16 protein-coding genes are annotated in these 19035 nt (G+C 33.6%); 11 read left to right on the top strand and 5 right to left on the bottom strand.

From position 1 onward, the window contains the following. Positions 1–3: 3 nt before the first annotated feature. Genes ES675_RS04135 through ES675_RS04125 form a run of 3 tightly spaced genes read left to right on the top strand, consistent with a single transcriptional unit; the run spans position 4 to position 2598 of the window. The gene (locus ES675_RS04135) at positions 4–1773 is read left to right on the top strand and encodes a nitric oxide reductase activation protein NorD (RefSeq protein ID WP_066247549.1); all 1770 of its coding nucleotides are present in this window, start codon (positions 4–6) and stop codon (positions 1771–1773) included. Beyond that, complete coding sequence (locus tag ES675_RS04130; RefSeq protein WP_066247545.1) at positions 1773–2360, top strand: cytochrome c oxidase subunit 3; 588 nt, start codon at positions 1773–1775, stop codon at positions 2358–2360. The genes ES675_RS04135 and ES675_RS04130 overlap by 1 nt, the downstream gene beginning before the upstream one ends. A 1-nt stretch (position 2361) precedes the next feature. Then, positions 2362–2598: a cytochrome C oxidase subunit IV family protein gene (locus tag ES675_RS04125; protein WP_066247543.1), complete on the top strand. Its 237-nt coding sequence runs from the start codon at positions 2362–2364 to the stop codon at positions 2596–2598. Here ES675_RS04125 and ES675_RS04120 read toward each other — a convergent pair. Further along, complete coding sequence (locus ES675_RS04120; RefSeq protein WP_066247541.1) at positions 2595–3056, bottom strand: RrF2 family transcriptional regulator; 462 nt, start codon at positions 3054–3056, stop codon at positions 2595–2597. The two genes, ES675_RS04125 and ES675_RS04120, sit on opposite strands and share 4 nt — an antisense overlap. Positions 3057–3197: 141 nt before the next feature. Between ES675_RS04120 and nadA the strand changes: the two genes are divergently transcribed. After that, positions 3198–4124 carry a quinolinate synthase NadA gene (gene nadA, locus ES675_RS04115; RefSeq protein WP_066247539.1) on the top strand — a complete coding sequence of 309 codons (927 nt, stop codon included), beginning with the start codon at positions 3198–3200 and terminating at the stop codon, positions 4122–4124. Between the two features lie 4 nt (positions 4125–4128). Next, positions 4129–5676, top strand: coding sequence for an L-aspartate oxidase (nadB, locus tag ES675_RS04110; RefSeq protein ID WP_066247537.1), 1548 nt, complete (start codon positions 4129–4131; stop codon positions 5674–5676). On the opposite strand, the gene ES675_RS04105 is transcribed toward nadB, so the two are convergent. After that, a complete protein-coding gene (locus ES675_RS04105) occupies positions 5677–6144 on the bottom strand; it encodes a CBS domain-containing protein (RefSeq protein ID WP_066247534.1) in 468 nt (155 codons plus the stop codon). Positions 6145–6256: 112 nt separating this feature from the next. Here ES675_RS04105 and ES675_RS04100 point away from each other — a divergent pair, with 112 nt between their 5' ends. Further along, complete coding sequence (locus ES675_RS04100; RefSeq protein ID WP_066247532.1) at positions 6257–8557, top strand: M28 family peptidase; 2301 nt, start codon at positions 6257–6259, stop codon at positions 8555–8557. A gap of 69 nt (positions 8558–8626) precedes the next feature. Next, positions 8627–9331, top strand: coding sequence for a tetratricopeptide repeat protein (locus ES675_RS04095; RefSeq protein ID WP_066247530.1), 705 nt, complete (start codon positions 8627–8629; stop codon positions 9329–9331). A 278-nt stretch (positions 9332–9609) separates the two neighbouring features. Here the strand turns inward: ES675_RS04095 and ES675_RS04090 are convergent, their stop codons facing one another. Together ES675_RS04090 and ES675_RS04085 are read right to left on the bottom strand one after the other, a co-directional pair. Beyond that, positions 9610–11709: a M13 family metallopeptidase gene (locus ES675_RS04090; protein ID WP_066247528.1), complete on the bottom strand. Its 2100-nt coding sequence runs from the start codon at positions 11707–11709 to the stop codon at positions 9610–9612. Between the two features lie 99 nt (positions 11710–11808). Then, entirely contained in the window at positions 11809–12321 is a 513-nt protein-coding gene (locus ES675_RS04085; protein WP_066247526.1) for a hypothetical protein, read from the bottom strand. A 155-nt stretch (positions 12322–12476) separates the two neighbouring features. Between ES675_RS04085 and ES675_RS04080 the strand changes: the two genes are divergently transcribed. The 3 genes from ES675_RS04080 (at position 12477) to ES675_RS04070 (ending at position 15997) form a co-directional block, all read left to right on the top strand. Next, a complete protein-coding gene (locus ES675_RS04080) occupies positions 12477–13430 on the top strand; it encodes an NAD-dependent epimerase/dehydratase family protein (RefSeq protein ID WP_066247524.1) in 954 nt (317 codons plus the stop codon). Positions 13431–13546: 116 nt separating this feature from the next. After that, positions 13547–14149 (top strand): hypothetical protein, encoded by a 603-nt coding sequence (locus tag ES675_RS04075; RefSeq protein ID WP_066247522.1) that lies wholly within the window; start codon positions 13547–13549, stop codon positions 14147–14149. Between the two features lie 171 nt (positions 14150–14320). Then, positions 14321–15997: a hypothetical protein gene (locus ES675_RS04070; RefSeq protein ID WP_066247520.1), complete on the top strand. Its 1677-nt coding sequence runs from the start codon at positions 14321–14323 to the stop codon at positions 15995–15997. Between the two features lie 88 nt (positions 15998–16085). On the opposite strand, the gene ES675_RS04065 is transcribed toward ES675_RS04070, so the two are convergent. After that, positions 16086–17342: an NAD(P)/FAD-dependent oxidoreductase gene (locus ES675_RS04065; RefSeq protein WP_066247518.1), complete on the bottom strand. Its 1257-nt coding sequence runs from the start codon at positions 17340–17342 to the stop codon at positions 16086–16088. A 102-nt stretch (positions 17343–17444) separates the two neighbouring features. Between ES675_RS04065 and ES675_RS04060 the strand changes: the two genes are divergently transcribed. Continuing rightward, positions 17445–18971 carry an HAL/PAL/TAL family ammonia-lyase gene (locus tag ES675_RS04060; RefSeq protein ID WP_066247516.1) on the top strand — a complete coding sequence of 509 codons (1527 nt, stop codon included), beginning with the start codon at positions 17445–17447 and terminating at the stop codon, positions 18969–18971. Positions 18972–19035 lie beyond the last annotated feature (64 nt).

The following is a 19035-nucleotide window of genomic DNA, read 5'->3' as shown; positions in this document are numbered from 1 at the left end:
ATCATGTTTGAACCAGATGAATATCTCTTTTCCAAAGTTGCCAAGTTTTTAAAGCGTCGTAAAAAAAACGCTCAAGAAACGCTGGAACATGCGGTTAAACTAAAAGACATAAAGCAACGACTCACTATTTTTTCCAGAGCTATCACAGGTCAAGCCATTGAGATTTTTGAAGCGGAACGCGAAGGTGGTTATAAAAACAACAGCTTCTTTTTACCGACGCAATTTTCTGAATTTGCCACTTTTGAACAAAATACCCAATTCTATATTTTCCGAATCGTGTATCTATCCATTCAAAAAAATCAGCATTTAAATTTCACCTCTGAAAATGAATTTACTTTGGAAGAAGCTCGTAATAAAGCCCTTGAAACTTCTAATTTGGTCTTAATCGACATGTTTCAACAATTTCCAATAACCAAGAAAATTCATCAGGAATTAATCACCTTATACTTCAACAAATCAACCGAAAAAACACCAGAAGATTTAAGTTTTATTTATGGAAAATGGATGAAAGATGATCCGGAAACCTTGAAAAAATCGGTTTTAAAAAACATTTCAGAACACATAAAAAAAGCCATAGACAACGAAATAAATACCATTTTGAAAGCCAATGCTGTTGAAGAAATAAGCACTTTGGAAATTGATAAAAAACAACAGGAAGATTATGTCCTATTACATAATTTTGAAAAAGCCGAAACAGCCGAAGAATGGGAAGGCGGCTGGAGAGATTTTGATGGCGATGATGATTTAGACGATCATGCAAACGCCTTGGAAGACCTCAACATGAAACATACCGTTCGTGTGGACGACCCGGTACATTCTATTTATCAAGCAGAATTTATTGAAAACACCACCATTTCTGAAAGTGCCGAATTAGACACCGAAGCGCCACATATTGCCTACGACGAATGGGATTATTCCAAACGTGCCTATAAACCTAATTTCTGTAAAGTATATCCTAAAAAGCAAATTGAAACGGATTCAGCATACTATAAGAAAACACTTCAAAAAAACGCATCTACCTTAACAGGTTTACGTAAAATGCTCACATCCGTAAATAATAAATATCAGCAACAACGCAGACAAACGCAAGGTGACGATTTTGATTTAGATGCTATAACAGATTTATATGTAGATATGCATTCGGGACGAACACCTTCGGAAAAAATATATGTATCAAAACGAAAAAAGGACAAAGATTTATCTATTTCAATCTTATTAGATGTCAGCTTATCTAGTGATGGATATGCTGGAGGAAATAAAGTCATTGATGTTGAAAAACAAGTCTCCATAATTTTCGGTGAAATTTTAAACGAATTTAATGTGGATTTCTCAATAGATTGTTTCTTTTCAAAAACCAGAAATTACGCAACCTACCTTACCCTAAAAGGATTTGACGATAATTGGGACACCGCCAAACATAAAATTGGTGCAGTGGAACCTAGTGGTTACACCAGAATTGGTGCAGCATTAAGACATTCTGGAGCATTGCTGGACTCTCGAGACACCAAAAATAAATGGGTTATTTTAATTTCCGATGGCAAACCAAACGACTACGATAAATACGAAGGCAAATATGGTATTAACGATGTCAAACAAGCCCTACGCGAGTTAAATCAGCGTAACATTAATTCCTACGCATTAGCAATTGAAGCGGAAGCCAAATATTATTTACCGCAAATGTTTGGACAAAACCATTATCAGATACTAACAACACCTGTCGAGTTATTAGAATCGTTAGTCAAACTCTACGAAAAAATAAAACACCAAAGTTAATGTCAACAATCAATCCAGAACATCATACTAAAATTATTCTATATCCGCCAGGAGGAATTTTAATGTGGATCATTATTTACCTAGAGCTCATTACCTTTGGTGGCGTACTAATTGCTATGGTTTTATTTAGCAAAGACGAACCAGACCTATTCCATCAATCCAGATTACTTTTAAACACCAGCTTTGGTACAATTAACACCTTGTTTTTACTGATTAGTGGGTTTTTTATGGCGCTTACAGTTAGTGCGCTGAAAGCTCAAAACATCCAAAAATCTAAATTATATTTAAAATTAACCATGCTTGGTGGTTTGCTGTTTTTAGGATTGAAAACAATAGAATATATGGGGAAAATTGATTTAGGCTTAACCATGGGTTATAACACCTTTTTCTCATTTTATTGGATGCTTACCTTATTTCATGTCATTCACGTTCTCGTGGGATTGGTAATTTTAGCTTCGGTATTACGCACCATGATAAAAAAACCTGAAACACTTATTCTAGAAGATGTAGAGGCTAGTGCTACGTTTTGGCACATGTGTGACTTAATCTGGCTATTATTATTTCCATTAATATATTTAGTATTTTAATATGAAACAGAAACCGTTTTTTTACGTCCTAATGGTATTAATTATTTTAACCATTCTATCAGCTGTTATATCAAACCTGGAAATAGGAAATACGACTGAAATCATCATGATTTTAGCTGCTATTAAGTTTTTAGTTGTTGCCTTTTATTTTATGGAGCTTCGCGAAGCTCATGCATTATGGAAAGTTTTATTAATAGGCTGTTTAACCATATTTACAGGCTTGGTTATCATTATTTAAGTTGGTTCCTCTAAAATATCAAAGGCTTTTAAAGAAATATAACGTCCTTTCAGCTTTATCTCATCAACAAATTCTGCCAATGTTTTTTCTTCAAAATCTTTAAGTATTTTTTGTTTGAAGGCAGCCACTGTAAAATGCACAGGACATGGATTATCATCCCCACATTTAGAAAGTCCTAAAAAACATTGATTAAATTTATCATACCCATCAATAACCTGAACAATATCCCAAACCGTCTGCTTCTTATTGGTTTCACTTAAATAAAAACCACCATGAGGACCTTTTACAGAGGTAACCAATTTATTCTTATTTAATCGTTGAAGCAGTTTGGCCAAAAATGGCTGTGGTACTTCTAGTTCCTCCGAAATAGTTTTGACACCAATTTTATGGTCTTTATCAGAACACATTCCTAAATAAAGAATGGATCTAATAGCGTATTGACAAGCATTTGATAACACAGATTTTTTTTCAAAGATATAAAAAAGATATTTTAGTCCTAATTTTTACAAATGGGTATGGATTTATGATTTATGTCATGATTTATAAACCTCATTACCCATAAATTTGTGTCTTGTATAACCTGTAAACAATTAAAAACCTTGAGCTTAAAAGAAAACATTCTACGTTTAAAAAAGGAGAAAAATGCGGTTATTTTAGCACATTATTATCAGATACCAGAAATTCAGGATATAGCTGATTATGTTGGTGATAGTCTAGGGTTATCCCAAAAAGCTGCTGAAACGGATGCCGATATTATTGTTTTTGCTGGTGTGCACTTTATGGCAGAAACAGCAAAAATTTTAAACCCAAATAAAACGGTTGTTTTACCAGATTTAAATGCTGGTTGCTCTTTGGCAGATTCCTGTCCGCCAGATGCTTTTAAAGTTTTTAAAGAACAACATTCCAATCATAAAGTTATTACCTACATTAATTGTTCGGCAGAAATTAAAGCCATGAGCGATATTGTTTGTACCTCATCCAATGCGCTAAAAATAGTAGAATCTATTCCAAAAGAAACACCCATCATTTTTGCGCCAGATAAAAATTTAGGCCATTATATTAGTAAAGTTTCTGGTCGTGATTTAGTGCTTTGGGATGGCGCTTGTATTGTTCATGAAGCCTTTTCAATAGATAAACTTTTAAAGTTATATCAAGAAAATCCAGGATCTAAAATTATTGCCCATCCAGAATCAGAAGCCCATATTTTAGATGCGGCCAATTATATTGGTTCTACAGCCGGAATGATTAATTATGTGAAGGCGCATCCACAAGGAAAATTTATTGTGGCAACCGAAGCTGGTATTCTGCATAAAATGCAACAAGAAGTGCCAGATGCCTTATTAATTCCAGCTCCTGCCGTAGAAGATAATACCTGCGCTTGTAGCGAATGTGCGTTTATGAAAGTAAATACACTTCAAAAATTATATGATTGTTTATTGAATGAATCACCACAAATTGACGTTCCGGAAGCCATAAGAAAACAAGCATTAATTCCAATTGAACGTATGCTGCAACTTTCAAAATAAAACCATGAAAACCGAATTATTAATTATTGGTTCGGGTGTTGCTGGCTTAACTTTAGCTGTAAAATATGCCGAGACGTTTCCGAAGAAAAACATCACAATTGTTACCAAAGGAACCGAAGACGAATCCAACACCAAATACGCGCAAGGTGGTGTTGCCGTTGTATTGGATGACAAAACGGATTCGTTTCAAAAACACATTGAAGACACGCTAATTTCTGGCGATGGGTTATGCAATAAGGACATTGTAAATATGGTTATTACAGAAGGTCCTAAACGCTTAAAAGAATTGATGGTTTGGGGTGCACAATTTGATTTAGACCCAACTGGAAACCTAGATTTAGGCAAGGAAGGTGGTCATAGTGAATTTCGGGTGGTTCACTATAAAGATATTACAGGTTATGAAATTGAACGTGCGTTATTGGCACGTGCGCATCAACTTAAAAATATTCAAATTTTACCACATCATTTTGCTATTGATTTAATAACCGAACATCAACTAAATCAAAACGCGCCATATACAACCTGTTTTGGTGCCTATGTATTGAATGAGAATAACAGGGAAATTATAACAATTCAAGCAGATAGCACCGTTTTGGCTGCAGGTGGCATTGGTCGCGTTTATGGCCACACAACCAATCCTAATATTGCCACAGGTGATGGTATTGCCATGGCATACCGAGCAAAAGCACGGATAAAGGATATGGAGTTTGTGCAGTTTCACCCAACGGCATTATATACAAAACAGGAAGGTTCTGCTTTTTTAATTTCAGAAGCCGTTAGAGGTTTTGGCGCCTATTTACGCACTAAAAATGGCGTTAGGTTTATGTTAAATTATGATGATCGTGCCGAACTAGCTTCCAGAGATATCGTTTCACAAAGCATAGATACTGAATTAAAAAAAACGGACGATTCTTGCGTGTATCTAGATTGTACACATTTGGATTTAGATGGTTTTAAGAATCATTTTCCCAATATTTATAATACTTGTTTAGAAAATAATATTGATATCAGTAAGGATTGGATTCCAGTAGTTCCTGCTTCCCATTATGTTTGCGGTGGTATAGAAGTAGACCGAAATGGAAAAACGTCTATTACTAATTTATTCGCTTGTGGTGAATGCAGCCGAACCGGACTTCATGGCGCTAACAGACTAGCATCAAACTCACTTTTAGAGGCATTGGTATATGCCCACAATATTTATAAATATCATGTTGATTTTCCGGTTTCAGGCAAAAAACAAGAAATTCCAGATTGGCAAGATGGCGGTACAAATAGTCTAAAAGACCCCGTTTTATTAGAAGACAATTTAAAAAAATTACAGGCTGTAATGCGTGACTATGTAGGAATTGTAAGGAGTAATCAACGGCTACTAGAAGCCATTGCCTTATTAGATGCAATTTATACCGATATGGACGCACTTTATAGAACATCAAAAATCAGCACAACTTTGTGCGAATTGCGCAACATGGTAAATGTGGCACATTTAATTATCGGGCAATCTTTGGAACGAAAAGAGAATCGTGGTGGCTTTTATAATAAGGACAATGTGTAATTATTTCCAATTATGACCTTTGAGTTTCATGGCTGCTTTTAAAATATCTTTCTGACTAATTTGACCCACTAATTTACCTTCTTCAACAATTGGAAAACGCCTAATTTTAGAATCCAGAAATTTTTTGGCTGCTTCAAACACATCCATATTTCCATCTATAGTTTCCACATTTTTTATCATACGATTTCCAACGGTATCTTGTTCAATAGGCATATTATAATAATGGCTTTCGCTTATCTGTTTTAAGCAATCACCTTCCGATATAATGCCAACTAACTCATTTTGGGAATTTACCACAGGACCACCTGAAATTTTATTTGAAATCAACGAGTGGATTACCTCATCAACCGTTTGTTCGGGTTTAAACGTAATTAAATCGCGTGTCATATAATCGCTAACTTTTAGTTGCTGATTGTCTGTTGCGTTATTTTGCTGCTTTCGCGCGCCTTGAAAACTTTTAATGCCCATATTTTTAGATTTTTAGAACCTTGAATATAGGAAATTTAATACTATTTTCCTAAAGCTTAAGATTGCTCATATTTTATGTACTTTTATGTTTTCAAACTAACCGCACATCCTCATGTTTAAAAAATTACTCGCTTTAATTCTTATTGCTTTTGCCGTATACTGGAGTTTTTCTGTGTTATTACCGCAAAACATTTCAACATTAGATGCTCCCGAAAATGAATTTTCTACGGAACGTGCTCTGGCACACTTAAAAGAAATCAGTAAAGCACCACATTACCTAGGACATGCTGAACATACACGCGTTAGAAATTACATCATTCAACAATTAGAAGCTTTAGGATTAGAAACAGAAGTGCAGGAAGCTTTTTCAATAACGAAATGGGGCAATTTATCGAAGCCAAAAAATATTATTGCACGATACAAAGGTGAAGAAAACGGCAAAGCTTTATTATTACTCACCCATTATGACAGTCAACCGCATTCCTCTTTTGGTGCCAGTGATGCTGGATCTGGCGTTGTTACAATTTTAGAAAGTCTTCGGGCTTTTTTAAGTGAAAACAAACAACCTAAAAACGATATTATTATCGTTATTTCTGATGCTGAAGAATTAGGGTTGAATGGTGCTGATATTTTTGTAAATAAACATCCATGGGCAAAAGATGTTGGTTTGGTTCTAAATTTTGAAGCACGTGGTTCTGGTGGACCGAGTTATATGCTTATTGAAACCAACCAAGGAAATGCAGAATTAATGAAGCATTTTGTAGCTGCTAACCCAGAGTATCCGGTAGCCAATTCTTTGGCCTACAGTATTTATAAAATGTTACCAAATGACACAGATTTAACCCGTTTTCGTGAAGATGGAAATATTGATGGTTTCAATTTTGCGTTTATAGACGATCATTTTGATTACCATACTGCTCTAGATACTTACGAACGTTTAGATAGAAATACTTTGGAACATCAAGGCAGTTATTTAATGCCGCTACTCCATTATTTTTCAGACGCCAATTTATCTTCAGTAAAAAGTACGGAAGATTATATCTATTTTAATGCACCCCTTTTTAAGACGGTTATTTACCCGTTTTCATGGATTTTTCCAATGCTCATTTTAGGATTTTTAGGATTTATTGCGCTTTTAATTTATGGCTTTAAACGCGAAGCATTTATAGGTTCTGAAATCGGTCGTGGTTTTGCAGCTTTCTTTTTGGCGCTCCTTTCAGCTGGTGGAATTGGCTTTGGTTTATGGTTCCTCATAAAACTAATATACCCACAATATGGCGAGATGCTTCATGGCTTTACGTATAATGGTCATGTGTATATTTTTGCGTTTACATTTTTGGCTTTAGCTATTTGTTTTTGGGTCTATCATAAATTTCATAAACCAGAAAATACGGCTAGTTTATTTGTGGCTCCTTTATTTTTCTGGTTGGTAATTTGTACGCTTGTAGCCTTTTTACTGCCGGGTGCAAGCTTTTTTATTATTCCTGTTTTCTTCGGGTTAACAACCTTGTTTGTTCTGATAAGACAGAAAAAACCAAACTTGATTTTATTGGCACTTTTAGGTTTTCCAGTCTTGACTATTATGGTGCCATTTATAAAAATGTTTCCTGTGGGACTCGGGCTAAAAATTCTATTTGTTTCCTGTATTTTGGTGGTTTTAATTTTTGGTATGTTGGTTTCTGTTTTCGGGTTTTTCAAACATAAAAAACTATGGTCTTATGTGTTTTTAGGAACTTCCATACTATGTCTGGTGATTGCCCATTTTAAATCTGATTTTTCAGAAGATAGACCTAGACCTAATAGTTTAAATTATGTTTTGGACAGTAATACCAATACAGCCGTTTGGGCAACTTATGACGACGCTCTAGATAGTTATACGCAACCTTATTTAACGGATTCACCTGATGATGCGTCACTATTAAATCAAAACACCATGGGAAGTAAATATAAATCGGGTTTTACGTTTACTAAAACAGCGCCTGTTAAAGCACTTGAAAATCCAGAAATCACCATTTTATCTGACACCATTATTGGTGAGAATCGAAATATCACACTTCAATTTAAATCCAATAGACATGCTGAACGTGTGGAAGTATTTGCTGATAGTACAAATATTTTTAAGGATGCAATGATTAATGGTATTCCTGCAATAAAGGATGATGCATCCGGTCATGTTTTTGCAGATCGCTACAATAACAGATTATTTAGTTATTATGTTTCGGAGAATGAACCGTTAGACATGCAATTAATAGTTCCGAAGAACCAAAAAACAACTTTACAGGTTTATGAAGCTACTTATAATTTACTAACTAATAGTCATTTTACAATTCCAGGCAGAACAAAAGCCATGATACCGAAGCCATTTGTGCTAAATGATGCGGTTATTATTAAAAGTACAGTGACAATTAAATAATTAGTATTGTTTTAAGATATTCATTAAGTATTTTTTTTAGCTTTGAAGCCTATTAAACGACTATTTATTATGAAGAAATTACTTATTGTTGTGTTATGTGTTTTAGGATTTCAAGCGCAAGCACAAACCAGTCAAGAATTGCTAAATCACTACCGTGAATATTACAAGCAAATGAAAATTCAAGGAGACTCCCAAGGGATTATCAATGGGTTAACACATTTAATTTTGTTATCACCTTCAGAAGCACAGGCACATAAGGATACGTTAGCTATGGTTTACATGAGTGAAGGCAACCATGTACAAGCTTTAAATACCATAGGTATTGATACCAGCCCAACAGATTCTGATATTGCAATTGAAGTAAAAGCGGTTTCTTTAAAAGCGCTTAATGAACCTAATCGAGCGCTTATTCATTTTGAAGAATTGTTTAAGCGCACACCAGACCCTTCTATAGCTTATGAGCTTGCTGAACTCTATTTACAGACTAATAATTTGACAAAATCTAACACCTATATTGAATATGGTTTAACCAATTCAAAAGAAAATATGGGTAAAACATTTTATGAGAGTCAACAACCCTATCAAGTACCTTTAAAAGCTGCCTTTTTATATTTAAAAGGCTTATCTAAATATAACGAAAACAAGGCAACTAATATAGATGCTGCTGTAGCTATTTTAGATGAAGCTTTAAAAATAGCACCTAATTTCAATTTGGTTCAAATAAGTAAGAATGCTTTAATGAATCAGAAAAAAGAGGCTAAACCAAAAGAATAGATTCTTTTTTTTAAACAACTAGTAGCATTTAGAACATCCAATTTTATAATAAAAATGGATGTTTTTTTATGTCTTAAAACAACTAATTATCAACGAAATAATGATGTCCAGTTGCTCATAATCAAATTACATCTTGAATAATCTGTTGCGAACAATGCACGCGGTCAAAACTCATTAGGACCCTTTGGTTTTAATAATAAAAATGTATTTTTTTGACAAAGAAAAAGCAGCTAAAAATTTAGCTGCTTTTATATTTTAAATACTAAAATTAAGAATAATTACCAGATTCTTACACGTTGTTCTGGAGCAATATACATACTATCACCTGCTTTAATATTAAATGCTTCATAAAACGCATCTATATTTAATAAGGGTTGCACAGCACGATTCATTCCTGGCGAATGTGGATCTGTTTTAATACGCGTTTTTAAAGCATCGTCACGCATTTTAGTTCTCCATACAGTTGCCCAACTCATAAAGAAACGTTGTTCTGCTGTAAAGCCATCAATATCTTCTGGCCTGCCATTATCTTTAAAACTTAATTGTAAGGCATCATAAGCTGCTAAAACACCACCTAAATCACCAATGTTTTCACCCAAAGTGAATTTTCCATTAATAGTTACATCTGGTAATACTTCAATAGCACTGTACTGATCTGCTAATTGGTTCCCTAAAGTTTCAAACTGCTCTAAATCAGCATCTGTCCACCAGTTATTTAAGTTACCATCTTTATCGTAACGCGATCCAGAATCGTCAAAACTATGCGATATTTCATGTCCTATAACAGCACCAATTCCACCGTAATTTACAGCGTCATCCGCTTTATAATTATAGAAAGGTGGTTGTAAAATAGCTGCTGGAAAAACAATTTCATTGTAAGCTGGATTAAAATAGGCATTCACAACCTGTGGCGCCATATACCATTCACTCTTATCAACTGGTTTCCCTAATTTATCAATATCCTTTTTAAAATTCCAAGCACGTGCATTTAAGGAATTCTGTAAATATGATCCACCTTCATCAACACCTTTAATTTCTAATGCTGAATAGTCTTTCCACTTATCTGGATACGCAATTTTAATGGATGTTGCTTGTAGTTTTTCAATCGCTTTTTTCTTGGTTTCTGGACTCATCCATTCCAAATTATTAATACGGTTTTCAAAAGCTAAAATTACATTAGCAATCATTTTTTCAGCTTTTGCTTTTGCTTCCGGTGGAAACATTTTATCAACATATAATTTTCCTAAAGCTTCACCTACTGTTCCGTTTAAAGATCCTAAAGCACGCTCATCACGTGGACGTTGCTTTTTAGCACCATTTAATTCACGACCATAAAACTCCCAACTAGCAGTTTCTAGTTCCGTACTTAATTGTCCGGCAGAACCATTAAAGGCATCCCAACGTAGGTATGCTTTCCAATCGTCTACATTATTTTCAGCTAAAACTTCCTGCAAGCGGTTAAAGTAATTTATATCGCCAATAATAACGGTATCTAATTCCTTAACACCAATTCCGCTTAAAAAGTTTTTCCAATTAACGGCTGGCACCATTTTTTGTACTTGGTCAATAGATCTTGGATTGTAACGCTTTCTAGCATCACGTCTGTCTACCTTATCCATTTTAGCTTCTGCTAAACGCGTTTCAAACGCTAATATTTGCTTGGCTTCTGCATTTGCATCCGCTTCTGTTTCTCCTAAATATTGTAACATTCTTGTAATATGTGCCACATATTTCTCCCGCTTTTCTTTAGAGTCCGCATCATCTTTCACATAATAATCACGGTCTGGTAAGCCTGTACTTCCTCCTCCTAAATAAGCAACATTTCTATTGCTGTCTTTTGGATCTGAACTTACACCAAAACCATATAATCCACCACCTCCAAGTGGTTCCATATCAATCATATAGTCTTGTAAATCATTGATGTTTTCAATAGCATCAATTTTGGCTAAATAAGGTTTGATTGGTTCTAAACCTTGCTTGTTTCTACCCAAAGTATCCATAATGGTTTGATATAAAAACACAGCCTTCTCCTGATCTGAACCAGGCAAGACCTGTATTTTCTCTATATCCTTATCATCAGACATGGCTGCTTCCAAAATACTTAAAGCATCAGCATCTGTTTTTTTACGAAGCTCATTAAAACTTCCCCAAGTAGATTGATCATCTGGAATTTCGGTTGTCTTTAACCATGTGCCATTTACATAATTAAAAAAGTCATCATTTGGCTTGACATCGGTATCCATATATTCCAAATTAATTCCTGGAATGGATTCCTCTTCTACAAGCGCGGTTTCTTCTTTAGCATCATTTTTACAAGCCATTAAACCCATAAAGGCGGCTGCACTAAATAATGATGCTTTTTTTAAGTTAGAATTCATAAGTTTTGTGTTTATTTTAACGGTACAATTTACTACTATTTGATTTTGTTAATTGAAAACAACCATATATTAACAAAATATTAATAAATAAAACAAGAGTTAATAGGGTTTCTGAATTCGTTGAGATTCTTTTTCTATCTGCTTATTCATTTGAAGATTTAAATTTGAAAAAGCAACTAACAGCTCTTTTACGGTTTCTAAAATAGCTTCTTTTGTTGGAGCAGATAAATTAACAACACCTTCCAATTTGAACATTTTAGTTTCTACAGCTATCACACGAGATAGAATTAGTGGTGACGCTATAGCATCTGGAATCGTAGATTTAAGCTCATTGTTTAAAGTTGCTACAATTTGTTTATTCGATTTAAAAAACGACAAATTTCCAGATTTTACATCTAAAATAACACTATTTATCTCACCGTATTTTACCCAAGCGCTGATGGCTTTTTCTACTTTCTGATCCACAATAAAATCTGTGTATTTTAAAGCTTCTATATCTGCTTTTGTCACTAACTCACTGATAGCTTTTTCATTAGACACCTGACTTGTTTCAGAATCTGTATTCTGACAAGAAAAGAAGCACAAAACAAGTATTAAACCAATGTTTCTCATAATTTTTATAACTCGAATTACAAATATATTGTATTCGTGGGTTTTAGCTACCAATTATAATAATACTTTATTTTCTAGACATTATTTTAAGTTAAATTTATCATTTCATCAGTAAATTCTTGTTATTTTTGAGTGATTTTTTAAAAAACTAGTTAATGAAATCTAAAATTTTAATTATTGGAGCTTGTGGACAAATTGGTTCAGAACTAACTTACAAATTACGAGAAATTCATGGACATGATAACGTAATTGCTAGCGATATAAGCTATGGAAATTTAGATATTGTTAACTCTGGTATTTTTGAAATTTTAGATGCGCAAGATTCAACGAGCCTCAAAGTTTGTATTGAAAAATATGAAATAAACACGGTGTACCTTATGGCTGCCATGTTAAGTGCTACTGGCGAAAAATTCCCGATGAAAGCATGGGATTTAAACATGAGCACACTATTTAACGTGTTAGATTTAGCTAAAAACGGACAAATAAAAAAAATATTCTGGCCCTCTAGTATTGCTGTATTTGGACCTACTACGCCTAAAAAAGAAACACCACAGTATACCATTATGGAGCCTTCAACGGTGTATGGCATTACCAAACAGGTGGGAGAACGTTGGTGCGAATATTACTTTAATAAATATGGCGTAGATGTTAGAAGTATTCGCTATCCGGGAATTATTAGCTGGAAAACACTACCTGGAGGCGGAACAACAGATTATGCCGTAGATATTTATCACAAAGCCCTTGCGGACAATCATTTCAATTGCTTCCTCTCTGAAAATACAGAACTTCCTATGATGTATATGGAGGATGCCATTAAGGCAACCATTCAAATTATGGAAGCACCTGCTAGTGATATTCATATTCGTTCATCATATAACTTGGCTGCTATTAGTTTCACACCTAAAGACATGGTGCATTCTATTAAAAAAGAATTGAGTGGTTTTACTATAGAATATAATCCAGATTTTCGTCAAGACATTGCTGATTCATGGCCAAATAATATTGATGATAGTCATGCACGAAAGGACTGGAATTGGAAACATCAGTTTTCTTTAGATGATATTACCAAAGACATGCTCGCTAATTTAGCAGAAAAAGCAAAGTCCTAAATTGACATTGTAACTTCCTATTTATTCCAAATATTAAAAATACGCATTTCATCGTATCCTTTTTATGTTGAAGTTTTGCTACTTTAGTCTCATAACTAATACATAAATTAATCATTATGAATAAATTACTGTTTTTTGCAATACTAATTTCCACTTCTGTTGTTTTTTCACAAAAAGCGAAAGTCACTGAAGGCGATTGGTCAGATTTAAAAGGCATCACGGAATACAATCTAGTATTTGATTATTCCAATTTAGAAATTCCAAAATTCGATTCCGAAGAAGAATTTTTAAAGGACAAAATGGATAAACGTGATGAAAAAGAACCTGGTTCAGGAGAAAAATTCAAAGCATCGTGGTTGTCAGATCGAGAAGATTTTTATGAACCTCGGTTTATTGAAACATTTAATGATCGCTACAAAAATAATTTAGTGAAAGTTAATAAAGATCTAGAAAGTGCTGAATACACAATGAAAATCCACACTACCATGATCTATCCTGGCTACAACGTGGGTGTTATTAGACACAACTCTAAAATTGAAGTGACATTAAGTGTTTATAAAAATGAGAATCCAGAAAACATTATTTTCTCTGTAGATTATACAAAAATCCAAGGTCAAGGCAATGGTGGTTTTGATTTTAATTCGGGTCAACGAATTGCAGATGCCTATATCATATTTGCTAGAGCATTAACAAAACACATGTACAAAAACACAAAATAATTAATAGATTGTATTTATTAAATCAAAATGGTGAATTCTTTAAGAGTTCACCATTTTTTTATGTAATTAACTATCAATGTGTTGGCGTGTAATTGGATGGTTTCATTTTAAGTAAGGCATGTAAAGTGAGCAAAAAATATATATTTGTAGAAACCAACCTAAAATTATAACATGAAAAAAAAATACCTTGTATTTTTAATCTTAATCACATTTTCCTTTAATTCTTATTGTCAAATGACGACTTCGGAAGATTATTCCTATGAAGTTAGTAAGCCTTATGAAGTGATTGATGGAAATAAACAATATTTCGTTCATCAAGATAAAATGATTTCTATAAAACTAGAAAAGAAATCATTCAATATTCAACAGTTTGATATCAATTCATTGAATGAATTAATAAGAACCGAGTACGATTCCAGAGAAATTCTTCCCGACAATTATCATCCAGAGGGAACCAAACAGCTTAAAGATAAAATTTACTTCTTTTATTCGTCTTGGTCTGGCCGAAAAACACAACATGAACGTTTATACTATTTAACTATTGATGTAAATACTGCCAAGATTACTGGAGATCCTGTTCAAATTGTAGATATCGAAGGTAAACTAGCAGGCTCTTTCTTAACCATGGTTTCGGTTATGGGAATACCTATTTCCAACAGAACTGTTGATAAATTTGACATCTTAACCTCACAAGATTCATCTAAAATACTTGTTCAATATAGAAAGAAACCTGAAGTAAAAAGAGATACTAAAAGTCATGATATTATAGGCGTTAGTGTTTTTAATTCAGATATGACTCCCATTTGGGATAAGGAATTTAAAATGCCATATACCGAACGTAGAATGGATTTATTAGACTTTGCCATAGATAATGAAGGTGATGGCTATATGCTTGCTAAAGTATTTAAAGACGATAGTAATGAGGATAAGAAGAAGAAAAGGGATGAGACAGCAAATTACCACATTGAATTATTTAGATTACAACAAGGTCAAAGTGATATAGCCAAAACAAAAATAGAATTAAACAATATATTTATTAATGGCATTACACTATTTGAATCCGCAACCAATCAATTATTTTGCGCTGGTTATTACAATAAAGGCTTACTGAAAGGAAATTTCATCAGTAAGAAGCAAAACAAAAGTAGCGCTGATGGCATCGTTATCATTAAGCTATCTAAAGAAGGAGATATATTAAAAACCTATACTCAAGAAATTCCTTTAGAGGTTATAAACATGTATATAAGCGATAGAGCCAAGGAAAAAAACAAAAAGAAAGAAGAGGATGACGATGATGGTGCCGAACTACAGAACATGCGCTTACGCGATTTAATTATTCATGATGATGGTGGTTTAACAATGGTAGGAGAGCAATATTTCATTAAGGAGCATCACACAACAAAAAGCACCTATTACACCTATCATTATTACAATATTTTAATTACAAAAATAAATGCCGATGGTTCTTTAGCTTGGATGAATAAAATTCCTAAAAAGCAAATTGGAAGAAAAGGTCAAGGTGGAATGTCTTACACATATTTAAGTACACCTGGCAATCATTACCTCCTGTTTTTAGATAATGTTAAAAACATGGAATTAGCCAAAAATGAATTTCCTAGTAAACATAGTGATGGAAAAGGTGGTTATTTTACATCCTACAAAATAAACGACACTAGTGGTGAAGTTACTAGAGGAAGTGTTTTTGATACACGAAATTTAACTGAAGATTTTAATGCACATCAGTTTTCTACGAATCGCGTTAAAAAAATATCAGATTCAGAATTTATTATTGAAGTTTACAAAAAGAAAAAAGAAGATGTTCTTGTTAAAATAAGTGTGAAATATTAAAGCTATTAGTAAAAGTAAATTTCAATTTACTTTTACTAAAGCAATAAATCAAGCGGTTTCAAAGTATATAAACACTTTGAAACCGTTTTTATACAGTAGCTCGTGCTTCATTTTCCATATCTATAAGGTGTGCTAATGTTTTAACAATTCGGTTGTGTTTAGTAACAAACGGATTTGTTTTATCCCAAACATATCCAGCTAGAACAGCACAAATTTGGCGTTTTACTTCTGGGTTTTCAGGTCTGTGGAAAAATAAGGTTTGTAAATTTCCAGTATACCATTCTTTCACATAGGTGGCAAAAACATCCACACCAGATTTAATATAATTAGAATAGTCTTCCTCCCAATCAACTGGTTCTCCATTTAACTGCTTACTAATTAATTTGGCGGCTTTTAAAGCTGATTCCGTTGCAAACGTAACACCAGATGAAAACACAGGATCTAAAAATTCGGCACTATTTCCGGTTAATACAAAACCATTTCCATAAAATTTGGTAACCGCTTTGGAGTAGTTTCTAATACTTTTTGGTTCAAACAATAATGGCGCATCTTTAAAGCGCTCATAATAGTAATCAGATTGTTTAAACATCGTTTTTAAACGCTCGGATGTATCACCTTCAAATGAATCTATAAAATCATTTTTTCCAACAAAGCCTAAACTTGTATCCCCATTGGAAAACGGAATCACCCAAAACCAGGTGTCTTTATCAAGTACATCAAAGGTAATCATAGTCCCTTCTTCGCCTTCTGGTCTATTCACATCCTTAACATGACCAAAAATTGAAGAATGTTCTGGAATGCTGGATGGTTTATCTAGATCTAGCAATCGCGGTAAAACACGACCATATCCACTAGAATCTATAATAAATTTGGCTTCTACTTTATATGGATTTCCGTCTGCATCATGAATGGTTGTGGTAGATGTGCCGTTATCTGCAATTTCAACTGCTACAACTTCATGTTCAAACGAAATATTAACACCCATTTTTTCAACTTCATTAGCTAAAATTGTATCAAATTCAGCACGTGGAACTTGCCAAGTCCAATCCCATCCTTCAGAATGCTTATCGCTAAAATCAAAATTGCAAACAATATCATCTCGTAAAAATCGAGCGCCACGCTTTATTTCAAAATTAGCCGCTTTTAAGGCATCTAGCAAGCCTACTTCTTCAAAATGCTCCATACATCTTGGCAGTAAACTTTCACCAATAACAAACCTTGGAAAGGTTGTTTTTTCTACTACTTTTACATTTAATCCTTGCTGATGTAAATAAGCTGAAGCCACACAACCTGACGGTCCTGCACCAATAACTAAAACATCTACTTTCATATCACTTGTTCCCATAGTAGTATTAATTCATTAATTATTATAAATTTGCAATCCAAAATAACTACTTTAGTAGTAATTATTTATACAAATTTATTGAAAAAAAACATTATATCATAGATGCTTGAATTTAAAGGAAAATTAGGAATAGACGATTTTTATAAAGTAATTTTTAAGAATGAGCCTATTCATATAGACAAAGCGGTACTTGAAACAGTAGAAAATAGCTTCAATTTTTTAAAAGAGTTTTCCGAAAACAAAGTCATATATGGTGTCAACACAGGTTTTGGCCCTATGGCACAATATAAAATTGAAGATTCAGAGCGTATTCAATTACAATATAATTTAATTCGTAGTCATGCTTCTGGAACAGGGCAACCTATTGCTCCTATGTATGTAAAAGCAGCTATGCTTGCCAGATTAAACACCTTATCATTAGGCCATTCTGGAGTTCATGTTTCGGTTATTAAACTTATGGCAGAATTAATAAACCGCAACATTACACCATTAATTTATGAACATGGTGGTGTTGGTGCCAGTGGAGATTTGGTGCAATTAGCACATTTAGCACTTGTTTTAATTGGTGAAGGTGAAGTGTTTTACAAAGGCGAACGTAAAGACACAAAAGATGTTTTTGAAATTGAAAACTTAAAACCTATTTCTGTAGAGTTGCGTGAAGGCTTAGCCTTAATGAACGGAACGTCTGTAATGACAGGTATTGGTATTGTAAACACGCTATATTCACGTCAACTACTAGGATGGATGACCAGTAGTTCAGCTGCTATTAACGAAATAGTAAAAGCTTATGACGATCATTTATCATTCGAATTAAACCAATCTAAAAGGCATGTTGGACAACGTCAAATTGCCGAAAGCATGCGTGAGCATTTACAAGACAGCAAACTAACACGAAAAAGAGAACATCACTTATATAGTAAAAATGCAGATGTTTCTGTATTTAAAGAAAAAGTACAGGAGTATTATTCGCTACGTTGTGTGCCACAAATTCTAGGTCCAGTTTTAGATACACTAAATTCTGTTGAAAATATTTTAATAGAAGAAGTAAATTCAGCAAACGACAATCCCATTGTAGATGTTGAAAAGAAACATGTGTATCACGGCGGAAATTTTCATGGCGATTATGTATCGTTAGAAATGGATAAGCTTAAAATTGTAGTCGCTAAAATGAGCATGCTTTCGGAGCGTCAATTAAATTACCTTCTAAATGCCAGATTAAATGATATGCTTCCGCCTTTTGTAAATTTAGGGAAGCTTGGTTTAAATTTTGGAATGCAAGGTGTTCAGTTTACCGCTACATCCACTACTGCTGAAAACCAAATGCTATCAAACCCCATGTATGTCCATAGTATCCCAAACAATAATGACAATCAAGATATTGTTAGTATGGGAACCAATTCAGCTTTAATTACTAAAAAGGTTATTGAAAACGCCTACGAAGTAGTTGCTATTGAACTGATAACCATTGTTCAAGCTATTGAATTTCTTGAGGTTCAAGATAGCATTTCCTCAAAAACCAAAAAGATGTATGATGCTATTCGCAAGTTAGTTCCTGTATTTAAGGAAGACGTTATTATGTATCCTTATGTTAACCTTGTTAAAGATTTTATCACTAATAATAAAACATAAAACAATTTTATTATAAAACGAGCATGTTCAAAGCGTTATCATCTCAAAAAAAGATTATTAGCGA

The sequence above is a fragment of the Algorimicrobium algoritergicola genome, assembly GCF_008086165.1.
Lineage (GTDB): Bacteria > Bacteroidota > Bacteroidia > Flavobacteriales > Flavobacteriaceae > Algorimicrobium > Algorimicrobium algoritergicola.
This window is presented reverse-complemented; position numbering and strand designations above follow the sequence as displayed.

Bases quoted from the DNA above. Each gene is read 5' to 3' on its own strand.
- ES675_RS04135 (WP_066247549.1), top strand. From the start codon at position 4: ATGTTTGAACCAGATGAATATCTCTTTTCCAAAGTTGCCAAGTTTTTA.
- ES675_RS04130 (WP_066247545.1), top strand. From the start codon at position 1,773: ATGTCAACAATCAATCCAGAACATCATACTAAAATTATTCTATATCCG.
- ES675_RS04125 (WP_066247543.1), top strand. From the start codon at position 2,362: ATGAAACAGAAACCGTTTTTTTACGTCCTAATGGTATTAATTATTTTA.
- nadB (WP_066247537.1), top strand. From the start codon at position 4,129: ATGAAAACCGAATTATTAATTATTGGTTCGGGTGTTGCTGGCTTAACT.
- ES675_RS04105 (WP_066247534.1), bottom strand. From the start codon at position 6,144: ATGGGCATTAAAAGTTTTCAAGGCGCGCGAAAGCAGCAAAATAACGCA.
- ES675_RS04100 (WP_066247532.1), top strand. From the start codon at position 6,257: ATGTTTAAAAAATTACTCGCTTTAATTCTTATTGCTTTTGCCGTATAC.
- ES675_RS04095 (WP_066247530.1), top strand. From the start codon at position 8,627: ATGAAGAAATTACTTATTGTTGTGTTATGTGTTTTAGGATTTCAAGCG.
- ES675_RS04090 (WP_066247528.1), bottom strand. From the start codon at position 11,709: ATGAATTCTAACTTAAAAAAAGCATCATTATTTAGTGCAGCCGCCTTT.
- ES675_RS04085 (WP_066247526.1), bottom strand. From the start codon at position 12,321: ATGAGAAACATTGGTTTAATACTTGTTTTGTGCTTCTTTTCTTGTCAG.
- ES675_RS04080 (WP_066247524.1), top strand. From the start codon at position 12,477: ATGAAATCTAAAATTTTAATTATTGGAGCTTGTGGACAAATTGGTTCA.
- ES675_RS04075 (WP_066247522.1), top strand. From the start codon at position 13,547: ATGAATAAATTACTGTTTTTTGCAATACTAATTTCCACTTCTGTTGTT.
- ES675_RS04070 (WP_066247520.1), top strand. From the start codon at position 14,321: ATGAAAAAAAAATACCTTGTATTTTTAATCTTAATCACATTTTCCTTT.
- ES675_RS04065 (WP_066247518.1), bottom strand. From the start codon at position 17,342: ATGGGAACAAGTGATATGAAAGTAGATGTTTTAGTTATTGGTGCAGGA.
- ES675_RS04060 (WP_066247516.1), top strand. From the start codon at position 17,445: ATGCTTGAATTTAAAGGAAAATTAGGAATAGACGATTTTTATAAAGTA.